Below are 20,722 nucleotides of genomic sequence, written 5' to 3'. Positions count from 1 at the left end.
GGCGCGTACCGGCCAGGGCCAGTTTCTGGTGGGCGTTCTTGATGACCCACTCGCTGAGCGCCAGACCGTCGTGATGACCTGGTCGGCCTCAAGGCGCGGGGAGCGCGGGAACCAGGCGTTCTCGGCGGGCCGGCCGATGTTGACCACCATCAGCGGGGTGTGGTCGCCGTCGAGGAACTCCTTCTGGACGCCCGCGAAGTCGAAGCCCGTCATCGGACCGGCCGCCAGGCCGGCGGCGCGGACACCGATGATGAAGTACGCGGCCTGCAGCGCGGCGTTGAGCGCGGCGGCACCCTCACGGGCCGGGCGCTCGGCGAAGAAGAGGTCCTTGGCCTGCGGGAAGTGCGGGAGAAGGGCCGGCAGCTCCTCGTGGAACTCGTTGTCCGCGGAGAGGATCGCGACGAGGGGGGCGGAGGCGGTCTTCGGCTGGTTGCCCTCGGCCATGTGCTGCACGAGGCGCTCGCGGGCCTCGGCGGAGCGGACCAGGGTGATACGCAGCGGCGACTGGTTGAAGGCGGTCGGACCGTACTTGACCAGGTCGTAGATCGCCTGCACCTGCTCGTCGGTCACCGGCTCGTCGGTGAAGGCGTTGGCGGTACGGGCCTCGCGGAACAGCAGGTCCTGGGCGGCGGGGTCAAGAACGAGAGACATGAAGCGAAACCTTCTCGGAGCGTGCGTCGGATCCGGGGGATCGGCTGACACGTGTCACGGTACGCCGAGTAGGTTTAAGTTTCAACCAAAAGTGGACCAGGGTGATCCGCTTCACATATGCATGGCCAGACCAATTATCTGGTCCAAGGAAAGGGCGACGCTCTCACGCCGCCCCGCCTGCTCGGACGTCTCCGCTGAGGCCCCCGGAGTCAGCCGTTGCCGGCCGCCGACCCGTCCTTCTCCTCCGCGCCCTCTTCCTCCGCCAGCGCCGCGTCGAGGCGGGCGCGGGCGCCGTCCAGCCACCGCCGGCACACCTTGGCCAGCTCCTCACCGCGCTCCCACAGGGCGAGCGACTCCTCCAGCGTCGTACCGCCCGTCTCCAGACGTCGTACGACCTCGATGAGTTCGTCGCGCGCCTGCTCGTACCCGAGCGCCTCGTCCGTCGTGCCGGCCGTGCCGGTCCTGCTGGTCATGCGTCCACCCTAGGGTCTGCCTCAGACATCGACTCGTACCGTGAACTCGCCCTCGGCGACCCGCGCCCGCAGGCCCTCGTCCGCCGTCACCTCGTCCGGGGAGCGGACGGCGTGGCCGTCGGACTTCTGCAGGACCGCGTACCCCCGCTTCAGGGTCGCGGCGGGGGAGAGGGCCACCACGCGCGCGTGGGTGTGGGTCAGCTCCGAGTCGGCCCGGTCCAGGAGATGGCCGAGCGTACGGCGGCCCCGGTCCAGGAGCGCGGCGACGTGGTCGGCGCGCTCGTCCACCATCCGGTGCGGATCCTCTATCGAGGGGCGGGCCAGCGCGTGCGCGAGCCCCCGCTCCTCACGCTCGATGAAGGACCCGACGCACCGGCGGGCACGGTCCCGCAGGAACTGGACGCGCTCGTACTCCTCGCCCACGTCCGGTACGACCTTCTTCGCGGCGTCGGTCGGGGTGGAGGCGCGCAGGTCGGCCACGTGGTCGAGGAGCGGGTTGTCGGGCTCGTGGCCGATGGCCGACACGACCGGCGTACGGCAGGCCGCGACCGCCCGGACGAGCTGCTCGTCCGAGAACGGGAGCAGGTCCTCCACGCTGCCGCCGCCGCGCGCCACGACGATGACGTCGACGTCGTCGAGCGCGTCCAGGTCCTTCACCGCCTGGACGACCTGCGGAACCGCGTGGACGCCCTGCACGGCGACGTTGCGCACCTCGAAGCGGACGGCCGGCCAGCGGTGGCGCGCGTTCTCCAGGACGTCCCGCTCGGCGGCGGAGGCGCGGCCGGTGACCAGCCCGACGAGCTGGGGCAGGAACGGCAACGGCTTCTTGCGCTCGGCGGCGAACAGCCCTTCGGCGGCCAGGGACTTCTTCAACTGCTCCAGCCGGGCGAGCAGTTCGCCGACGCCGACCGGTTTGATCTCGACGGCCCTCAGCGACAGCTGCCCGCGCGGCGCGTACCACTCGGGCTTCGCGTGGACGACGACGCGGGCGCCCTCGCTCACCACGTCGGCGACGGCGTCGAACACCTGCCGGTAGCAGGTCACGCCCACGGAGATGTCGTGCGAGGGGTCGCGCAGCGTCAGGAAGACGACGCCGGCGCCCGGGCGGCGCGACAGCTGGGTGATCTGCCCCTCGACCCACACCGCGCCCAGCCGGTCGATCCATCCCCCGATGAGCCGCGACACCTCGCTGACGGGGATGGGGGCGTCGGCGGACGTATTGAGAGCCATACGCCGAGCGTAGCGGCACCCACTGACACACTCGGAGGTCGTGACGGGGTGCGCCCCGGCGAGGGTGGTCCCCAAAGACAAAAGACTGCGCAGTTCCCCGCGCCCCTGGGCGGGACGGGGCGCAGCCCCTCCCCGAGGGGCGCGGGGAACGGCGCGACCAACCCCCACGGTCCTGCGGACGAACGCGGTTTTTGAGGGGCGCGGGGAACGGCGCGATCCGCCCCCACCGGCCCGCAGTCGCACACGGGGGCAAGGGGCGCAGCCCCAGGGACGGGACGGGTAGGGGCGGCGGGGGCGGAGAAAAAGCCCGGCTCAGCCGGACGCAGACACCCGCTGGGCGACCAGCACCCCAACCCCCACCAACAGCCACACCGCCCCCACCACCTGCGCCGCCCCGGACGCCTCAAAGATCACCAGCACAGTGATCCCCGCCCCCACCACGGGCACCACCACATGCCGCCCCCACAACACCACCCCACCCACCCCCCGCCGCCGCACGGCGAACCACCCCACCACGCTGGCGTGCAGCAACGTGAACGCCGTCAACGCGCCCACATCCACCACCGACACCAGATGGTCCATCCCGTCGGAACGCCGCGCCGCCCACACCGCGGCCACCAGCGTGATGACGGCCGCGCAGAGCAGCGCGACCCGCGGCACCCCGGAGTCCGTCCTCGACAGCGCCCGCGGCAGCCGCCGCTCCCGGGACATCGCGAACAGCAGCCGCCCTGCCGCCGCCTGCCCGGCCAGCGCCGCGAACGCCGCCCCGATCGCCTTGCTGACGGCCACCAGATCGTGCAGCCACCTGCCGACGGAGGCGTCCACGGCGTCGTAGAAGGCGGATCCCTGTTTCACCGGATCGTCGGCGAGCCGCGCCGACGACATCGGCTCCAGCAGGGCGACGAGGTACGTCTGCGCGATGAACAGCACCCCGGCCAGCGCGAGACAGAACAGCACGGCCCGGGCCACCTTCTCCGAACTGCCGGTGACCTCCTCCGCGAAGGAGACGATCGCGTCGAAGCCGAGGTACGACAGCACCGCGATCGACACCGCCCCGAGGACCGCGGACAGCGCGAACGCCCCCTGCGAGCCGTCCCCGGAGAACGGCGACAGCCACCCCCGCTGCGCCCCGTCGCGCGCGAGGACGACGACCGCCGACACGAAGAAGACGAGGAGGACCACGATCTCCATCGCGAGCACCAGGAAACCGACGCGCGCGGCGGCCCGTACGCCCCACAGGTTCAGCAGGGTCGTCACGACGACCGCGAGCGCCGTCCACACCCAGCGGGAGACGCCCGGGACCAGGGAGTTCATCGCGATCCCGGAGAAGAGGTACGCCACCGCCGGGATGAGGAGGTAGTCCAGCATCGCCATCCACCCGGCGATGAACCCGGCCTCCTTTCCGAGCCCCACGCGCGCGTAGGCGAACACGGAACCCGCCTGGGGGACGACCCGCACCATCTGCGCGTAGCTGAACGCGGTGAACGCCATCGCGACCGTGGCGATCACGTAGACCAGCGCGACCGCCCCGTGCGACCTGGCGTCGAGGGTCCCGTAGACACCGACCGGCGCCATGGGCGCGATGAACAGCAGCCCGTACACGACCAGGTCGCGGAAGCCGAGGCTGCGCCGCAGGCCCTGTTCGCCGTCGCCCGTGCGGGCCGCTGAATCCGTGTGGGACATCCATGTCTCCCGAGAGTCGTGCCGCCCGCGCCCCCTCCCGGCTCCCCGCCCCCGACCAGTCTCGCCTCGGACGTGATCTCCGACCTGTCGGGCGCACCCTTACGATGGGATGCATGACTGCTTCGACTGGCCGCCGTGTCCTGCTCGCCGCCCCCCGTGGCTACTGCGCGGGCGTCGACCGTGCCGTGATCGCCGTCGAGAAAGCCCTGGAGCAGTACGGGGCCCCGATCTATGTCCGTCACGAGATCGTCCACAACAAGTACGTCGTGCAGACCCTGGAGAAGAAGGGCGCGATCTTCGTCGAGCGGACGGCGGAGGTCCCCGAGGGGTCCATCGTCATGTTCTCGGCGCACGGCGTCGCCCCGGTCGTCCACGACGAGGCCGCGGCCGGGAAGCTCGCCACCATCGACGCGACGTGCCCGCTGGTCACCAAGGTCCACAAGGAAGCCGTCCGGTTCGCGGACGACGACTACGACATCCTCCTCATCGGCCACGAGGGCCACGAGGAGGTCATCGGCACCTCCGGAGAGGCGCCCGACCACATCACCCTGGTCGACGGCCCCGGCGACGTGGCGAAGGTCGAGGTCCGCGACCCCTCCCGGGTCGTGTGGCTCTCCCAGACCACGCTGTCGGTCGACGAGACCATGGAGACGGTCGACGCCCTCAAGGAGAAGTTCCCGCAGCTCATCTCCCCGCCGAGCGACGACATCTGCTACGCCACGCAGAACCGCCAGCTCGCGGTGAAGCAGATGGGCGAGCAGGCCGACCTCGTCATCGTCGTCGGCTCGCGCAACTCGTCCAACTCCGTACGGCTCGTCGAGGTCGCCAAGCTCGCGGGCGCCAAGGAGGCGTACCTCGTGGACTTCGCCGACGAGATCGACGACAGCTGGTTCGAGGGCGTCTCCACGGTCGGCGTCACCTCCGGGGCCTCGGTGCCGGAGATCCTCGTCGAGCAGGTCCTGGAGTACCTCACCACCCACGGTTACGAGGACGTCGAACTCGTGAAGGCGGCCGAGGAGTCGATCACGTTCTCGCTGCCCAAGGAGTTGCGCCGCGACCTGCGCGCGGAGGCGGCGGCCCTGGTGGCGCAGCGCACCGGAACCACCCCCTCGGCCGAGTGACTGTCCGTCCCACGACGTAACGTAGAGCCATGCAGATCTTCGGCGTGGACATCGGCGGTTCAGGGATCAAGGGCGCTCCCGTGGACCTGGACAAGGGCGACCTGGCGGAGGAGCGCTACAAGGTGCTCACGCCGCATCCGGCGACACCCGACGCGGTGGCGGACGGTGTGAAGGAGGTCGTCGGCCACTTCGGCTGGACGGGTCCCGTCGGTATCACCTTCCCCGGTGTGGTCACCGGTGGCTCCACCATCCGCACGGCGGCCAACGTCGACAAGGCCTGGATCGACACGGACGCGCGCGCCCTGCTCGGCGACCGGCTGGGCGGGCTGCCGGTGACCGTCCTGAACGACGCGGACGCGGCGGGCGTCGCCGAGATGCAGTTCGGCGCGGGCAAGGGCCGCAAGGGCACGGTCTTCCTCCTCACCTTCGGTACGGGGATCGGCAGCGCCCTCTTCATGGACGGCACCCTCGTTCCGAACACGGAACTGGGCCACCTGGAGCTGAACGGCCACGACGCCGAGAAGCACGCCTCCACGAAGGCCAAGGAGGACCACGACCTCTCCTGGGAGCACTGGGCGCACCGCGTCCAGAAGTACCTCGCCCACGTGGAGATGCTCTTCTCGCCCGAGCTGTTCATCATCGGCGGCGGAGTGAGCCGCAAGGCGCAGAAGTTCCTGCCGCTGATCGAGGGCATCAAGGCGGAGATCGTGCCGGCACAACTGCAGAACAACGCGGGAATCGTGGGCGCGGCAATGAGAGCGGCCCAAACGGACTGACGGACGGACCGCACCCACCCCGTCCGGGGGCGCGGGAATCCGCGGGACCACCCCCGCCCCGTAAGGGGCGCGGGGAACTGCGCGACCAGCCCCCACCGGCCCGCAGATCCACAACCTCCGCCCAGCCGGGCAGCCCGATCGCCCCGCCGGGCGGGCTGATCGGCAGCCGACCGGTCGGATCGCCCTGAAGGGCGATCAGCCCGCCCGCCGCCGCTGCGCGGCCTTCCGCGTCATCATCCGAGCCTTGCGCACGGTCACGATGACCCCGGCCAGCAGAGTCCCCCCGTACAACCACCCCGCGTGCATCGCGAGGGCGGTGACGAGGCCCATCACCCGGCCGCCGAAGCCGCCCTCGCTGTCCGCGACGGGCAGGAGGCCGACGGCGAAGGCGATCGGCACGGCGACGACCGCCGTGACGAGGTCCGCGCGCCGCACCCACACCGCGGTCAGCACGCAGACCGGCAGGAACAGCACTCCGTAGACGACGATCGACGCCCCGAACAGCAGCTGGATCAGACAGGCCAGCGCGAACATCGACGCGGTGCAGAACAGCCCGCTGCCCAGTCCGGTGAGCCGGGGGTTGGGAAACCGGCGTACCGCCTGCACCAGCGGTGAGACGGACGTCGCGGTACGCGGGACACCGGCCCCGGCCTGCCGGGCCGTCCGGGCACCGCCCCGCCCGGCCTGCGGGGGAAGGGGCGAGCCGCCTCGCGACGGCTGTGACTGGGGAGGACGCGTCCTGTGTTGCTCCACTGGTCCAACTTAGGTCGGGTTATGTGCGGAATGACCCCCTAGACACGCGCTTTGGCCGACCTTGGCCAAGCGTTCGATACGTCGCCGGTGCGAGGCGCGGCACGCCGTAGACTGGTGGATCGGCCCGAGCATCCTCCTGGCCCAGTCCTCGCCCCACACCCTCACGTACGGGAAGTCGCAACGTGTCGCTCACGATCGGAATCGTCGGTCTGCCGAATGTCGGCAAGTCGACCCTTTTCAACGCCCTGACCAAGAACGACGTGCTGGCGGCCAACTACCCGTTCGCCACGATCGAGCCGAACGTGGGCGTGGTCGGTGTCCCCGACGCCCGGCTGACCAAGCTGGCGGAGATCTTCGGTTCGCAGAAGATCCTGCCCGCCACCGTGGACTTCGTCGACATCGCGGGCATCGTGCGCGGCGCGAGCGAGGGCGAGGGCCTGGGCAACAAGTTCCTCGCGAACATCCGCGAGTCCGACGCGATCTGCCAGGTCATCCGCGCCTTCAAGGACGAGAACGTCGTGCACGTCGACGGCAAGGTCTCGCCCAAGGACGACATCGAGACGATCAACACCGAGCTGATCCTCGCGGACCTGCAGACCATCGAGAAGGTCCTGCCGCGCCTCCAGCGGGAGTCGCGGATCAAGAAGGACGTCGTGGCGAAGGTGACCGCGATCGAGGCGGCGAAGGAGATCCTGGACGCGGGGCAGACGCTGTTCGCAGCGGGCATCACCCAGGGCTCCGACCAGGAGGCCCAGCTCCACGACCTGCACCTGCTCACGGTCAAGCCGTTCCTGTACGTCTTCAACGTCGACGAGGACGAACTGACCGACGACGCGTTCAAGGCCGAGCAGAGCGCCCTGGTCGCCCCCGCCGAGGCGATCTTCCTCAACGCCAAGCTGGAGTCGGACCTCGCGGAACTCGACGACGAGGAGGCCATGGAACTCCTCCAGTCGGTCGGCGTCGAGGAGCCGGGCCTCGCCAGGCTCGCGCACGTCGGCTTCAACACCCTCGGCCTGCAGACCTACCTCACGGCCGGCCCCAAGGAATCGCGCGCCTGGACCATCAAGAAGGGCGCCACCGCCCCCGAGGCCGCCGGAGTCATCCACACCGACTTCCAGAAGGGCTTCATCAAGGCGGAGGTCATCTCCTTCGAGGACCTCGTGGAAACGGGCTCGGTGGCGGAGTCCCGCGCCAAGGGCAAGGCCCGCATGGAGGGCAAGGACTACGTGATGCAGGACGGCGACGTGGTGGAGTTCCGCTTCAACGTCTAGTTCCGCCCAGAACCGCCCCCTGCCCCGCGTCCGCGTGGGTCAGGGGGCGGTCTGCTGTGCCCCGGCCGACGGTCGGCCCCCTGCCCCCGCCCCCTTGTCCCCCACGCGAGCGACAAGCAATGCCCACCCCGGCGGGACGTTCCGGAGTGCCCCCTCCTCATAGCGTTCCTCTCGATGCAGGGGCGGCCGGGCCGCCGGTCGAGGAGGGGAAGATCTGATGTCGCTCTGGAACACGCGGGCCGTGCGGTGGGTCAAGGACCAGTACGGGCAGTCGCACGTCGAGCCCACGCGCCGGGTGTGGCCGGCCGGGGTGCGGCTGGCGGTGATGGTGGTGCTGTTCGTCCTGGTGACGGGGCTCGCCGCGGGGCTGAGGAGCGTGGCGGGCGACAACCCGGTGCTGTCGCTGCTGTTCGGCGCCGTGTCCGTGCTGATCGCGCTGACGGTCTACGCGGCGGCGGTACGGATCCTCGAACAGCGCCCCGTGACCGAACTGGACACCACCGACGCCGGGTCCGGTCTGCGCGTCGGTACCGCCGCCGGGCTCGGACTCCTCGCCGCGACGATCGCCCTGATCGCCCTGTTCGGCGGATACGGCACCGAGGGCGGGGTGTCCGTCGGCGGTGCCCTGACCGTCCTCGGGATGATGGCCGGGGTCTCCGTGGTCGAGGAAGTCCTGTTCCGCGGCATCATCTTCCGCCTCGTCGAGGAACTCACCGGTACCCGGGGCGCGATGGTGATCTCGGGCGTGCTGTTCGGAGGTCTGCACCTGGTCAACTCCGGTGCCACCGTGTGGGGCGCGCTGGCCATCGCCATCGAGGCCGGTCTGATGCTCGGCGCCGTCTACGCCGCCACCCGCTCCCTGTGGCTGCCGATCGGCCTGCACTTCGGCTGGAACTTCGCCCTGAGCGGCATCTTCGGCGTCACGGTCTCCGGCAACGACGACCAGCCCACCGGCCTGCTGCACGGCGTGCTGTCCGGCCCCGAGGCGATCACCGGCGGCGGCTTCGGCCCGGAGGCCAGCATCTTCGCCATCCTCGTCTGCACGGTCCCCACGGTCGTGTTCCTGCGGATCGCCAAGCGCCGGGGACGCCTCTACACCCGGCAGCAGCTCCGGTCCGCGGGGACGACCGCCGCGTCCTGACCAGGACAGGAGGGCCGGCACGACCGGTCCCCGCCGAGCGAAGAGCGCCTGCGGAGATCCGCAGGCGCTCCTGCGTGCGCGGGTCAGCGTCAGGTGACCAGACCCTGGCGGTACGCGTACACCACCGCCTGCACGCGGTCGCGCAGATTGAGCTTCGCCAGGATGCGGGAGACGAAGGTCTTGACCGTCTCCGGGCTGATCACGAGGGTCGCGGCGATCTCGCTGTTGGAGAGGCCGTTCGCGATGAGGCGCAGGACCTCCAGCTCGCGCGGTGTCAGCGGGATGTCCTGCGGGGCGGTGCTGTCGGCGGGGCGGATGCGGGCGGCGTAACGGCCCACCAGCCGGCGGGTCACCTCGGGGTCCAGCAGGGCCGCGCCCGCGCCCACGGTCCTGATGCCGTGCAGGAGCTGGGCGGGGGGAGCATCCTTGAGCAGGAAACCGCTCGCCCCCGCGCGCAGCGCCTCGTACACGTACTCGTCCAGATTGAACGTGGTCACCACGAGCACCTTGACGGGATGCGGCACCCCGGCGCCGGCCAGCAGGCGGGTGGCCTCGATGCCGTCGAGCACCGGCATGCGTACGTCCATCACCACGACGTCCGGGCGCACCTGGGCGGCGAGGTCGACCGCGGCCCGCCCGTCCCCGCACTCGCCCGCCACCTCCAGGTCGGGCTGGGCGTCGATGATCGTCACCAGGCCGGTGCGGACCAGTACCTGGTCGTCGCAGACCAGGACCCGGATCGGGGCCGTCGCGGGTGCCGTCACGGGTGTGCTCACGAAGGGCTCCCCGCGGGTATGCGCGCGCGTACGGCGAAGCCGCCTCCCGTCCGCGGGCCCGCGCTGAAGTCGCCGCCCAGCAGGTCGACCCGCTCGCGCAGGCCGGCCAGGCCCCGCCCGCTCCCGCCCGGGGAACCGGCCCCCGAGCCGGAACCGTCCGTACCGACCTCCACGGTGATCTCCCTTTCGGCGTGCCGTACCCGGACCGAGGTGCGGCTGCCGTGAGCGTATTTGAGGGCGTTGGTCAGGGCCTCCTGCACGACCCGGTACGCCACGAGTTCGGCGCTGCCGGTCGGCTCCGCCGGGGTGCCCTCCTCGGTGAACTCCACCGGCTGCCCGGCCAGCCGCGTCTGCTCCACGAGCGTGAGCAGCCTGCCGCCGGACGGTGTCCGCGGCTCGGTCGCCTCACCGGTGCCCCGGTCGGTGCCGTGCCCCGTGCCGTGGTCGGGATTGAGCAGGTCGAGCAGGTGCCGCAGATCGGCGATGGCCCGCCGGCCGGTGTCGGTGACGGCGGTCAGCGACTGGTCGAGGCGGTCGGGCGAGGCGGTGAGATAGCGCGCCGCCTCCGCCTGCACGACCATCGCCGTCACATGATGGGTCACGACGTCGTGCAACTCCCTGGCGATACGGGTGCGTTCGGCGTTCCGGGTGTCCTCGGCGATCCGGAGCCGGTGCTCGGCGTCCGCGACCCGGGTCGAGCGCAGCCACGCCCCGAGGCCCCACGCCAGGACCATCGCCAGATAGAACGTGACGAGTTCGCTCGGTGGCTCACCCGGATCGAGCCGGGCGAACGCGACCGCCACCGGCACGTACGCCGCGGAGAACACGAGCGCGGCCGTACGCCGACGCCGTTCCAGGTGGGCTCCCACGCTCAGCAGCGCGATCGGCAGGGCGGTGCCCGCGAACGAGTGGTAGCCGCGGAGCTGGTCGACGGCGAACCCCGCCGACACCAGGGCGAGACAGACGGCCGGCCAGCGGCGGCGCACGGCGAGCGGGAGGCTCTGGAGGGCGATCAGCAGGAGGGCCAGGGCGTCGAGGGGACGGTCCGGCAGGCCGCCGACCTCCGTCCCGTGGGCGTCCGGCAGGAACGAGACGGCGAGCAGCAGCAGCCCGAGCGGAAGGTCCCGGACGGTGACGTCGGATCGGCGCCACCACGGCGGGATCCGCCGCCGGACCAGGGCGGGCCACCGGTCACGGGCCCGCCGGAGACTGACCATCCCGATCATCGGGGGAGTGTAGCGGTGGCGCCGGCGCGCTGGGCACGTGAGCGGCGCGGCAGCACATGGCCGCGCCGGTGGGCCAGCCACATGAAAGCGATCGTCGCCAGCACGCAGAACAGCACCGAGTACACACTTCCCTCCGGGCCGAAGTCGCCGCCGGTGAGCAGCGACGGGCCCGACATCGAGGAGTCCAGCAGCCCCGGAGGGGTGTCGTTGCCGGAGACCTCGGTACTGAAGACACCGGACGCGGCGTAGTTCCAGCCGAAGTGCAGGCCGATGGGCAGCCACAGCGAGCGGGTGGCGACATACGCGGCGGTGAGCATGCCGCCCGCCTCGACGGCGATGGCGGCGGCGCCCCACGGAGTGGCGTTCGGGTTGAGCAGGTGCGACAGGCCGAACAGCGCGCCGGTCAGCACCAGCGCGATCCACGTGCCGATGCGCTCCTCGGCGATACGGAACAGGACGCCACGGAACATCAGTTCCTCCGTCACCGCGGCGGCGGCCATGAAGCCGAGCAGGCCCATCGCGCCCGACCGCGAGTCGATCCCGTCGACCTCGTAGTACCCGGAGGTGAAGAGGTTCACGATGACGGCACCGAACAGTGCGGCGCCGATCAGGGTCCCGCGGCCCAGTGCGGAGGGGGCTTCCTCCAGGGCCAGTTCGGTGACCGGCCGCCGCTCGGTCCGCCCCACCACCCACCGGTAGACGAACACCGCGAGCACGGCCGTCGGTACGCCGACGAGCAGTTGGAGCCACGGTCTGCCCTCCGCCGCCGTGATGCCCTGACCACCGACGAAAGCGACCGCGACGACGGCCACGAGCTGCCAGACGAACCTCATGAGGACTCCCGCACCAGAGCCGCGACCGAGCGCCGCGGGCTGTGCAGAAAGCTATGGATCCGGCGGCCGGGAATCGTCACCGCGCGGTGGACACCTGCGCGTAGCTCGGACGGGGGACAGGGACGACGGGGGACAGGGACGGGGACGGATCCGCGCGGCCGGCGTACGGGACTTTTCGCGCCCCGCGACGGGAACCGGCCCGAGCCCTTCGCGCGTTGAGCGGTACACAGGGACCGAAAAGGGACCGGCAGGGGGCTGCGATGACGTACGAACGGCAGGGTGTGAGCCTTCCCGCTCCGATGTCGCGCGGTGAGCGGGCCAGGAGCGCGGCCCTGCTGACCGGCGGCTGGGTCGCCCTGCTGTGGGTGCTAGAAGGCATCGACGCGGTGAGCGGCCACGCTTTGGACACGTTCGGCATCACCCCGCGCGAGTTCGGCGAGCTGCGCGACATCGTGCCCGCCGCCTTCCTGCACTTCGGCTTCGACCATCTCGCGGCGAACAGCGTGCCGCTGCTCGTCCTCGGCTCCCTCACCGCGCTGTCCGGCACCCGCCGCTTCCTCGCCGTCGTCACCGTGACGATCCTCGTGAGCGGCCTGGGCGTGTGGCTCACCGCACCCGCCCACTCCCTGACCGCGGGCGCGTCCGGCGTCGTGTTCGGCCTCTTCGGCTATCTGCTGGTACGGGGCTTCGTGGACCGCCGTATCGGTGACGTGGTCGTGGGACTCCTCGTCGGCGCGGTGTACGGCTCGATCCTGTGGGGCGTCCTGCCGACGGCGACCGGGGTCAGCTGGCAGGGCCATCTCTTCGGGCTGCTGGGCGGAGTGGCCGCGGCCTTCGCGTTCCGCCGCCCTCGGGACACGCGAATACGCGTCTGATACGCGTCTGACCGGTGTGCGGGCCGGGCGTACGGGCCAGGCGTACCGAGGGGGGCTGACGAGCCTGTCCACGAAGCCGGTCCGGGGCGCCCCCGTGCGCCCCGGACCGTATGCGCCCTGCCCCGGCTTCGGCCCCAGGGTGGACAGGACGCCGCCGACGGGCCTCTTCCCCCAAAGAGCGCCCGTCGGCGACGAACTCGGGCGGCCCGTCCGGGCAGGCCGCACCTGTGCGGGTCACCGGCACCGTGCGACAGGGCCGGGGCGGCACCGTGCGGGCACGTTCGTACCGCCGGTGGCCAGTGCTCCTGTCTGCCGGTGACCAAGCCCTTGCTCCCGATAAGCTCCGCACGCACAGGTTCGTTCATATCCGCGGCGATGTGGAGTGGTCTGCTGTTGCCAGCGCTCATCTGGCAACACGGGGCGGACAGCGGACTGTTGGGGGGATGACGATCGAGGACAACGCCTTGGGTGCCGAGCTGCGCCGCCGCCGCGTCGCAGCAGGACTGTCGCTCAGTGAACTGGCCCACAAGGTGCACTGCAGCCGCAGCTTCCTGAGCCGGATCGAGACCGGTCAGCGGCGGGCGTCCGTGGAGCTGGCACAGCTGTGTGACCAGGTGCTGGACGCCAAGGGGATGCTGACGGCGCTGGCTCCGCCGAGCCTCGACTCCTTACCGAGGCCGGCCAGGACCGGGTCGCCGAGACGGACGGCCGGACCGGCCGGCAAAGGCCGCGCGCCGGGAGCCGCCGCCCAGCGGCGCCATGAGTTCGACCGGTTGCTCAGACGCGGCGACCTGAGCCACACCACCGGTGACATGCGGGAGGCCGACCGGCTCTACCGGGCCGCGCTGCACGGCGCCGCCGGGGACCCCCGGGCCCAGGCCGAGGCCGTGATCCGGATGGCCCGGCGCTGGTCGGACCCCGGGCAGGTCGACCACGAACTGCTGCATCTGATCAGGAACAGCCTGGCCGAGTTACAGGGCGACGCCGGGGCCGAGGCCGTGGGCCTGCGGCTGCGCCTCACCGCGCACCTGGCGAAGAAGGTGGCCATGGCTGTCAGCGAGGACACCGCGGCCGGCCGGGTGGGCCCCGAGGAGGGGGCCGGACTCGCCGAGGACGCATTGAGCCGATTACCGGCGGACAGCAGAGACGGCAGGGACGGCAGGGACCGTCACAGCAGAGACGTCCGGGACGGCAGGGACGGCAGGGACGGCAGAGACGTCCGGGACGACGAAGTGCGCTGCGAAGTGCTCACCGAATGCCGCTGGGCACGCTACGACTTCGCCCCGGCGGCCGACGCCCTGGCGCTGTCCCAGCAACTGCACGACGCGGCGGTCAGGATCGACTCCCCCTACTTCCACGGCGAGGCGCTCATGGCCCTCGTCATCGACCAGTTGCGCACCGGCCGGGTCTACAGCGCACTGGCCACCGCCAGCCAGTACCGCAAGTACGCCGCCGACACCCGCAGCGTCCTCGCCACCTGGCAGCGGCACACCCTGGACGCCCTGCTCGACCTGTGGCACGGCAGGTTCGACGCGGCGGCCGAGTGGATCCTCGGCGGATCGTCGCAGTACATCGAAGGACTGCGCGCCGATCTCGCGGTCCCCGCCGACGCCCTGCGCCAGACCCGCCTCGGCCAGGCCTTCTGGCTGCTGCGCGAACAGGGCCGGATGGCGGAGCTGTTCACCTCGGACCTGGCCGAGGACGTCGAACGGCACGCCTACTTCCCCATCTGGCGGGCCGGCCTCGCACTCGCCCTCTGCGAGACGGGCCGGCACGCCGAGGCGGCGGACCAGCTGGTGGGCTTCGCCGCCGACACCGTCGACTTCAGCCACTTCCCGCCCTCCGGCTGGGCGGTGCCCACCCTCGTCGTACTCGCCGAGGCCTGTGCTGCCCTGGACATCCACGGGGGGTACGAGAACCGGCTGAGGGAGCTTGTGCCGGGACTGCGCGAGCGGCTGGCGCCGCACGAAGGACAGCAGATCGCCCTCGCCGGCTGGCCCACCGTGCTGGTCGGCTCGACCGCGCGGGCCCGCGGGCTGCTGGCGCTGGCCGCGGGGGAACCGGAGACCGCACTCGGCCACTTCCGGCAGGGCGCCGTACCGGCCCGTTCGTCGCAGCCGGAACTGGCGAGGCTCCGGCTGGCCCAGGCCCGTGCGCTGCGCGGCCTCGGCGGCGCGGGCAACGAGGCCCAGGCGCAGAGCCTTCTGCAGGAGTCCCTGCGCAGCGCACGCGCCTACGGCATGGCCGGACTCGCGGCACAGTGCGGACAGCTGCTCACGAACCCGGTGAACCCGGTGAACCCGGTGAACCCGGTGAACCCGGTGAACTCGGCGAACCCGGCGGACACCGACGGGACCTGACGCAGGTGCCGGACCGTGGACCACGGTCCGGAGCGTGCGTCCGGCCCGGTTGTCGTACCCCCGTGCAAGGATGACCGCTCGATCGGGGTCTGCGGGGTATGGCGGGGTATGAGGGGCGTCATGGCGGAGGGCGAGAGGGCTGTCGGCGGCCCCGTGGCGGTGGGACGCAAGGCGCGGGAGGTCGTCGCGCGCGGCGAGCGGCTGGACGGTCTCGCCCGGAACGTGCTCGCCGACCACGCCCGCGCGCTGGAGCAGGTACGCGCCGCCCTCGCCCCGCTCCTCGCCGACCTGGTCGCCCAGGAGCTGGAGGGCATCCCCGTCTCCCGGCTGAAGGACGTCACCGAGGGACGGCTGCGGCTCGGCGCCCTGGAGACCGCCGGATTCGGCAGCGTACGGCCGGTGTTCGAGGCGAGCCGCTACGAGCTGCGGCAGATCCCGGGCGTCGGCGCGCAGACCGCCGACCAGGCGCTCGCCGCCGCCCGGCAGATCGCCCGCGCCCTGGAAGAGACCGTGTCCGTACGGATCGACGTGGACCACCCGGAGCCGCGGACCACCGCCCTGGTAATCGCGCTGCGGCGGATCGTCGAGGCCGGGCCCGACCTGCGCCGGGCCGTGGACGCGGCCCAGGGCCTTGAGCGACAGCTCGCGGGGCTCCTGCTCGCGGCGCGGACGGCCGGCGGACGACTGCGGATGGCGCTCCTCGGCAGGGCCGGGCGGGAGAGCGCGCTCGCGGCCGTGACCGAACTGCGCACGCTCGTCGCCGACGCCGTCTCCAAGGGCGTACCGATGCTGCTCACGCAGGCCTCCACCGATCTGCTGCGGGAGTCCTCGTCGGACGCCGGGGCATGGGTGGACTTCGAGCTGCGGTCCGCGGAGTACTACAGCCAGCTCGCCGAGATCGCCGGCAGCGCACCCGACGTCGAGGCGTCCGAGGGCTTTCTGCCGGCGGAGGTCGCCGAGCGGGTGCACGCGCAGGGGCTCGACGACACCCACCGCCGGGTCTCGCTGCGCGGCTACCAGTCCTTCGGCGCGCGGTTCGCGCTGGCCCAGCGGCGGGTGGTCCTCGGTGACGAGATGGGGCTCGGCAAGACGATCCAGGCCATCGCCGTGCTCGCGCACCTCGCCGCCGACGGGCACCGGCACTTCCTGGTGGTGTGCCCGGCGAGCGTACTGATCAACTGGACGCGGGAGATCGGCTCCCGCAGCACCCTGCGCGCGGTGCCCGTGCACGGCCCCGACCGGCTGGACGCGTACGCGGAGTGGCGTGAGCGCGGTGGGGTCGCGGTCACCACCTTCGACGTGCTGCACAGCCTGCCCGACCCGAAGAAGGCCGAACAGCATCCGCTGGACGCGCCCGCCGCGCTCGTCGTCGACGAGGCCCACTACGTGAAGAACCCCGAGGCCCGCCGCTCGCGTGCGGTCGCTCGCTGGACCAAGCGGTGCGAGCGGGTGCTGTTCCTCACGGGTACGCCCATGGAGAACCGCGTGGAGGAGTTCCGTACGCTCGTGCGCTACCTCCAGCCCGATCTGGTGCCGCGCATCCAGGGCAGCGATGCCGTCGCCGGGCCGCACACGTTCCGCAGGTCCGTCGCGCCCGCGTATCTGCGGCGCAACCAGCAGGACGTGCTGACCGAACTGCCCGCGCTGGTGCAGGTCGACGAATGGGAGGAGTTCAGCGCGGCCGACGAGGACGCCTACCGGCTCGCGGTCGCCGCGGGGAACTTCATGGCGATGCGCAGGGCCGCGTACGCGCACCCGGAGAAGTCCGCGAAGCTCCAGCGGTTGCGTGAGCTGGTGACCGAGGCGGCGGCGAACGGGTTGAAGGTCGTCGTCTTCTCGTACTTCCGTGATGTGCTCGCCGCTGTGCAGCAGGCGCTGGGGGACGGTGGCGGGGGTGTGGTGCTGGGGCCGCTGGCGGGGGGTGTGCCCGCCGTGCGGCGGCAGCAGCTCGTCGACGAGTTCGCGGATACGGAGGGGCACGCCGTGCTGCTGTGTCAGATCGAGGCGGGTGGGATCGGGCTGAATCTGCAGGCCGCGTCCGTGGTGATCCTGTGCGAGCCGCAGGTCAAGCCGACGCTGGAGCATCAGGCTGTCGCCCGGGCGCATCGGATGGGGCAGGTGCGGTCGGTGCAGGTGCATCGGCTGCTTGTGGCGGACAGTGTGGACGATCGGTTGTTGCGGATTCTTGAGAGCAAGGCGCGGCTTTTCGATGCGTATGCTCGGCGTAGTGATGTGGCTGAGGCTTCGCCTGATGCGGTTGATGTCTCTGACGGGGCGATTGCTCGGCGGATTGTGGAGGAGGAGCAGGAGCGGTTGGCTCTGGCGGGGGGTGTTGTTCCTGGCGGGCGTTAAAGATTGCGCAGTTCCCCGCGCCCCCGAAAGGCAAAAGACTGCGCCGTTCCCCGCGCCCCTGAGGGGCGGAAGGTTGCGCTGTTTCCTGTGCGCCTGAGGGTGGAAAGCTCAAAGACTGCGCCGTTCCCCGCGCCCCTGAAGGACGAAAGACTGCGCCGTTCCCCGTGCCCCTAAGAGGCTGTTGCCGGGCCTGATTTCAGGCCTGCTCCGCATAGGGGGAGCACTGTGGTGCGGGGGGCCAGGGGGGCTTCCCTTGTTGCTGCCCAGCAGGCCGCTCCCGTGGATTCCACGTACAGGCCCTGGGAGGCCAGGTCGGTCTGGGCGTGGCGGATCTGGTCCTCCGTCACGGTGAGGAACGTGCCGCCCGACTCGCGTACCGCGCGCAGGATCTGGCGGGCCCTCGGCGGACGGGGGATCGCGATGCCCTCGGCGAAGGTGGGGGCCGTCGGGGTGACCCCCACCAGGTCGTCCGCGCCGTCGTGCCAGGCGCGGGCCAGCGGGGCGACCGCCGCGGACTGGACCGCGTACAGCGCGGGTCTGCGGTCGATCAGGCCCGCCGCGTGCAGTTCGGCGACGGCGAGTGCCGCGCCGAGCAGGAGCGTGCCGTTCCCGACGGGCACGACCAGCACGTCGGGGAGCCGGCCGCCGAGCTCCTCCCACACCTCGTGGACGTACGTCTTCGTGCCGTGCAGGAAGTACGGGTTGAAGACGTGCGAGGCGTAGAACGTGCCCTCCTGGTCCGCCGCCTGCCGGGCCGCCGACGCGGTCGCCTCACGGTCGCCCGGGACCACTTCGAGCCGGGCCCCGTGCGTCGCGATCTGCTCCAGTTTCTTGGCGGACGTGCCCTCGGGGACGTACACCGTGCACGGCAGCCGGGCCCGGGCGCAGTACGCGGCGACGGCCGTACCCGCGTTGCCGCTGCTGTCCGCGACGACCCGCCGGGGCCGCAGCCGCAGGGCCAGCTCGGCGAGCATGACGGCGCCGCGGTCCTTGAAGGAGAGCGTCGGCATGAGGAAGTCCAGTTTGGCCAAGACGCCCTCCCGCAGCGGGACCAGCGGGGTGCGGCCCTCGCCCAGCGACACCGAGGGGGCCGGCAGCGGCAGGCACTCCGTGTACCGCCACAGTGAATTGACCCTGCCCGTCAGGGACTTGAGTGGCGCGGGCGTCGGTGCGAAGTCGAGGTCGAGCGGGCCGCGGCAGACCGGGCAGCACCACGCGAGGGAGTCCGTGGGGACGCGCGTGCCGTCCACCAGGCAGAAGCAATCCGGCAAGGGAGTCATTCCCGCAGGTTAGACGCGTGCGTTGGTGACGGGCTGTCATGACGGGCATATGGCAGTTGCGTTGCCTTTGTGCAGGGCTCTTGTGCGTTGCCTGTGAGAGCCGTCATCTTTCTGGCTGAGCACACGCTTCGGCGCGCCGCACAAGGCCGCAAGACCGAACGAGCCGGAGTGAACCTGCCTCCGGCGCGCCTGTGCGACCGCACCACCTTGTGAGTGCACCACCAGCGCACCACCGATCGAGGAGGATCCCTCAGATGGCAGTGCTGCGTCATGCCCGGCGAAGACTTGCCGGTGTCCGTACAGGGATGGGCTCGGCGGTTCTCGTCGGCGGCCTAGTCTTCGCGTTTCCGGCCCAGGCCCAGGCCGCGGGCCCCGAAGGTCTCGTCCAGTACGCCGGTGCGCCCGGCGCGATCGCGGACAGCTACATCGTGACGCTCCGCGCGGGCGCCGCCCGGGCCGGTTCGGCCGAGGGCAGGGCCCTCGCGGAGGAGTACGGCGCCACCGTCGAGCGCACGTACAAGGAGGCGCTGAACGGGTACGCCGTCGAGGCGAGCGCCGCCGAGGCGAAGCGGTTCGCCGCCGACCCGGCCGTCGCCTCCGTCGTCCAGAACCGGGTCTTCTCGATCGATACGACCCAGCCCGGTCCGCCCTCCTGGGGCCTGGACCGCATCGACCAGGCGGCCCTCCCGCTGGACCGGAGCTACACCTACGACGACACCGCGGGCGAGGGCGTCACCGCCTACATCATCGACACCGGTGTCCGTATCAGCCACACCGACTTCGGCGGCCGGGCCTCCTACGGCTACGACGCCGTCGACAACGACAACACCGCCCAGGACGGCCACGGCCACGGCACGCACGTCGCCGGCACGGTCGGCGGCACGGCGTACGGCGTCGCCAAGAAGGCGAAGATCGTCGGCGTGCGGGTGCTCAACAACTCCGGCTCCGGCACCACCGCCCAGGTCGTCGCGGGCATCGACTGGGTGACGTCCCACGCCGTCAAGCCGGCCGTCGCCAACATGAGCCTCGGCGGCACCGCCGACACGGCGATCGACACCGCCGTACGCAACTCCATAGCCTCCGGCGTCACCTACGCCGTCGCGGCGGGCAACGAGAGCACCAACGCCTCGACCCGCTCGCCCGCCCGGGTCACCGAGGCGATCACGGTCGGCGCCACCACCAGCACCGACGCCCGGGCGAGCTACTCCAACTACGGTTCCGTCCTCGACCTCTTCGCCCCCGGCTCGTCCATCACCTCCGCCTGGGGCACGGGCGACAGCGCGACGAACACCATCTCCGGTACGTCGATGGCGACGCCGCATGTCGCCGGGGCCGCCGCGCTGTACCTGGCGGACAACCCGACCGCCGCGCCGGCCGCCGTGCAGAGCGCGCTGGTCGCCGCGGCCACGAGCGGGGTCGTCACGAGTCCCGGCAGCGGGTCGCCGAACCGGCTGCTGCGGGTCGGTGGCGGGGGGACGACTCCGCCGCCGACGGGGCCGTACTTCGAGAACACGGCGGACCATGCGATCGCCGACAACTCCACGGTGAACTCGCCGGTCACCGTGAGCGGGGTTGCGGGCAATGCGCCCGCGGCGCTCGGTGTGCCGGTGAACATCGTCCACACGTACATCGGTGACCTGCAGGTCCAGTTGGTCGCTCCCGACGGGACGGTGTTCACGCTGAAGGCTTACGGGGTGGGGGGCTCTGCGGACGACATCGGCACCACTTATAAGGTGAACGCGTCGGGTGAGGTCGCCAATGGGACGTGGACGTTGCGGGTGAGCGACAACGCGTCGCTGGACACGGGATATATCAACGCGTGGGGGCTCCAGTTCTGACCTGGGCCAGGGGTTTCCTCGCCCCCGCCGCCCCTACCCTTCCCGTCACTGACTCGGGGGCTCCGCCCCCGAACCCCCGCTCC

16 protein-coding genes and 1 pseudogene are annotated in these 20,722 nt (G+C 71.5%); 8 read left to right on the top strand and 9 right to left on the bottom strand.

What is annotated here, in order from left to right; all coding sequences use genetic code 11:
* Positions 1-63 precede the first annotated feature (63 nt).
* The 4 genes and pseudogenes from ACFWGJ_RS26290 to ACFWGJ_RS26275 form a co-directional block, all read right to left on the bottom strand.
* Positions 64-651 (bottom strand): annotated as a pseudogene (locus ACFWGJ_RS26290) (malonic semialdehyde reductase); the annotation flags it as partial.
* Positions 652-860: 209 nt separating this feature from the next.
* Entirely contained in the window at positions 861-1,124 is a 264-nt protein-coding gene (locus tag ACFWGJ_RS26285; protein ID WP_387329036.1) for an exodeoxyribonuclease VII small subunit, read from the bottom strand.
* A 21-nt stretch (positions 1,125-1,145) separates the two neighbouring features.
* A complete protein-coding gene (gene xseA / locus ACFWGJ_RS26280; protein ID WP_387329033.1) occupies positions 1,146-2,354 on the bottom strand; it encodes an exodeoxyribonuclease VII large subunit in 1,209 nt (402 codons plus the stop codon).
* A gap of 312 nt (positions 2,355-2,666) precedes the next feature.
* The gene (locus tag ACFWGJ_RS26275) at positions 2,667-4,037 is read right to left on the bottom strand and encodes an APC family permease (RefSeq protein WP_387329029.1); all 1,371 of its coding nucleotides are present in this window, start codon (positions 4,035-4,037) and stop codon (positions 2,667-2,669) included.
* A 104-nt stretch (positions 4,038-4,141) separates the two neighbouring features.
* On the opposite strand from ACFWGJ_RS26275, the gene ACFWGJ_RS26270 reads away from it, so the two are divergent.
* Together ACFWGJ_RS26270 and ppgK are read left to right on the top strand one after the other, a co-directional pair.
* Positions 4,142-5,158: a 4-hydroxy-3-methylbut-2-enyl diphosphate reductase gene (locus tag ACFWGJ_RS26270; RefSeq protein WP_210880551.1), complete on the top strand. Its 1,017-nt coding sequence runs from the start codon at positions 4,142-4,144 to the stop codon at positions 5,156-5,158.
* A gap of 29 nt (positions 5,159-5,187) precedes the next feature.
* The gene (ppgK, locus tag ACFWGJ_RS26265; protein ID WP_387329025.1) at positions 5,188-5,934 is read left to right on the top strand and encodes a polyphosphate--glucose phosphotransferase; all 747 of its coding nucleotides are present in this window, start codon (positions 5,188-5,190) and stop codon (positions 5,932-5,934) included.
* A gap of 195 nt (positions 5,935-6,129) precedes the next feature.
* Here the strand turns inward: ppgK and ACFWGJ_RS26260 are convergent, their stop codons facing one another.
* Positions 6,130-6,687 carry a DUF6542 domain-containing protein gene (locus ACFWGJ_RS26260; protein WP_387329023.1) on the bottom strand — a complete coding sequence of 186 codons (558 nt, stop codon included), beginning with the start codon at positions 6,685-6,687 and terminating at the stop codon, positions 6,130-6,132.
* 182 nt (positions 6,688-6,869) lie between these two features.
* Between ACFWGJ_RS26260 and ychF the strand changes: the two genes are divergently transcribed.
* Positions 6,870-7,958, top strand: a complete 1,089-nt coding sequence (ychF, locus tag ACFWGJ_RS26255; RefSeq protein WP_387329020.1) for a redox-regulated ATPase YchF — start codon at positions 6,870-6,872, stop codon at positions 7,956-7,958.
* 217 nt (positions 7,959-8,175) lie between these two features.
* Positions 8,176-9,099, top strand: coding sequence for a CPBP family intramembrane glutamic endopeptidase (locus ACFWGJ_RS26250; protein WP_387329017.1), 924 nt, complete (start codon positions 8,176-8,178; stop codon positions 9,097-9,099).
* 89 nt (positions 9,100-9,188) lie between these two features.
* Here ACFWGJ_RS26250 and ACFWGJ_RS26245 read toward each other — a convergent pair whose 3' ends face one another.
* Genes ACFWGJ_RS26245 through ACFWGJ_RS26235 form a run of 3 tightly spaced genes read right to left on the bottom strand, consistent with a single transcriptional unit; the run spans position 9,189 to position 11,934 of the window.
* Positions 9,189-9,875: a response regulator gene (locus tag ACFWGJ_RS26245; protein WP_387329015.1), complete on the bottom strand. Its 687-nt coding sequence runs from the start codon at positions 9,873-9,875 to the stop codon at positions 9,189-9,191.
* Entirely contained in the window at positions 9,872-11,101 is a 1,230-nt protein-coding gene (locus tag ACFWGJ_RS26240; RefSeq protein ID WP_387329012.1) for a sensor histidine kinase, read from the bottom strand. The genes ACFWGJ_RS26245 and ACFWGJ_RS26240 overlap by 4 nt, the downstream gene beginning before the upstream one ends.
* Positions 11,098-11,934, bottom strand: coding sequence for a CPBP family intramembrane glutamic endopeptidase (locus ACFWGJ_RS26235; protein ID WP_387329010.1), 837 nt, complete (start codon positions 11,932-11,934; stop codon positions 11,098-11,100). Before ACFWGJ_RS26235 ends, ACFWGJ_RS26240 begins: the two co-directional genes overlap by 4 nt.
* A 260-nt stretch (positions 11,935-12,194) precedes the next feature.
* On the opposite strand from ACFWGJ_RS26235, the gene ACFWGJ_RS26230 reads away from it, so the two are divergent.
* The 3 genes from ACFWGJ_RS26230 to ACFWGJ_RS26220 all read left to right on the top strand — a co-directional run bounded on the left by ACFWGJ_RS26230 (position 12,195) and on the right by ACFWGJ_RS26220 (position 17,521).
* Positions 12,195-12,809: a rhomboid family intramembrane serine protease gene (locus ACFWGJ_RS26230; RefSeq protein ID WP_387329007.1), complete on the top strand. Its 615-nt coding sequence runs from the start codon at positions 12,195-12,197 to the stop codon at positions 12,807-12,809.
* Between the two features lie 443 nt (positions 12,810-13,252).
* Positions 13,253-15,169 carry a helix-turn-helix domain-containing protein gene (locus ACFWGJ_RS26225; RefSeq protein WP_387329005.1) on the top strand — a complete coding sequence of 639 codons (1,917 nt, stop codon included), beginning with the start codon at positions 13,253-13,255 and terminating at the stop codon, positions 15,167-15,169.
* A gap of 120 nt (positions 15,170-15,289) precedes the next feature.
* Complete coding sequence (locus ACFWGJ_RS26220; protein ID WP_387329002.1) at positions 15,290-17,521, top strand: DEAD/DEAH box helicase; 2,232 nt, start codon at positions 15,290-15,292, stop codon at positions 17,519-17,521.
* Between the two features lie 170 nt (positions 17,522-17,691).
* Here ACFWGJ_RS26220 and ACFWGJ_RS26215 read toward each other — a convergent pair whose 3' ends face one another.
* Entirely contained in the window at positions 17,692-18,801 is a 1,110-nt protein-coding gene (locus ACFWGJ_RS26215) for a threonine synthase (protein WP_387329000.1), read from the bottom strand.
* Positions 18,802-19,055: 254 nt separating this feature from the next.
* Here ACFWGJ_RS26215 and ACFWGJ_RS26210 point away from each other — a divergent pair, with 254 nt between their 5' ends.
* On the top strand, positions 19,056-20,639 hold the full coding sequence (locus ACFWGJ_RS26210) for a S8 family serine peptidase (protein WP_387328998.1): 1,584 nt from the start codon (positions 19,056-19,058) through the stop codon (positions 20,637-20,639).
* The last annotated feature ends 83 nt before the right edge of the window (positions 20,640-20,722 follow it).

This window comes from Streptomyces sp. NPDC060205 (genome assembly GCF_042728395.1).
In the GTDB taxonomy this organism is placed as follows: Bacteria; Actinomycetota; Actinomycetes; order Streptomycetales; family Streptomycetaceae; genus Streptomyces.
Note: the sequence above shows the minus strand (reverse complement) of the source record. Positions and strands in the feature narration are given on the sequence as shown.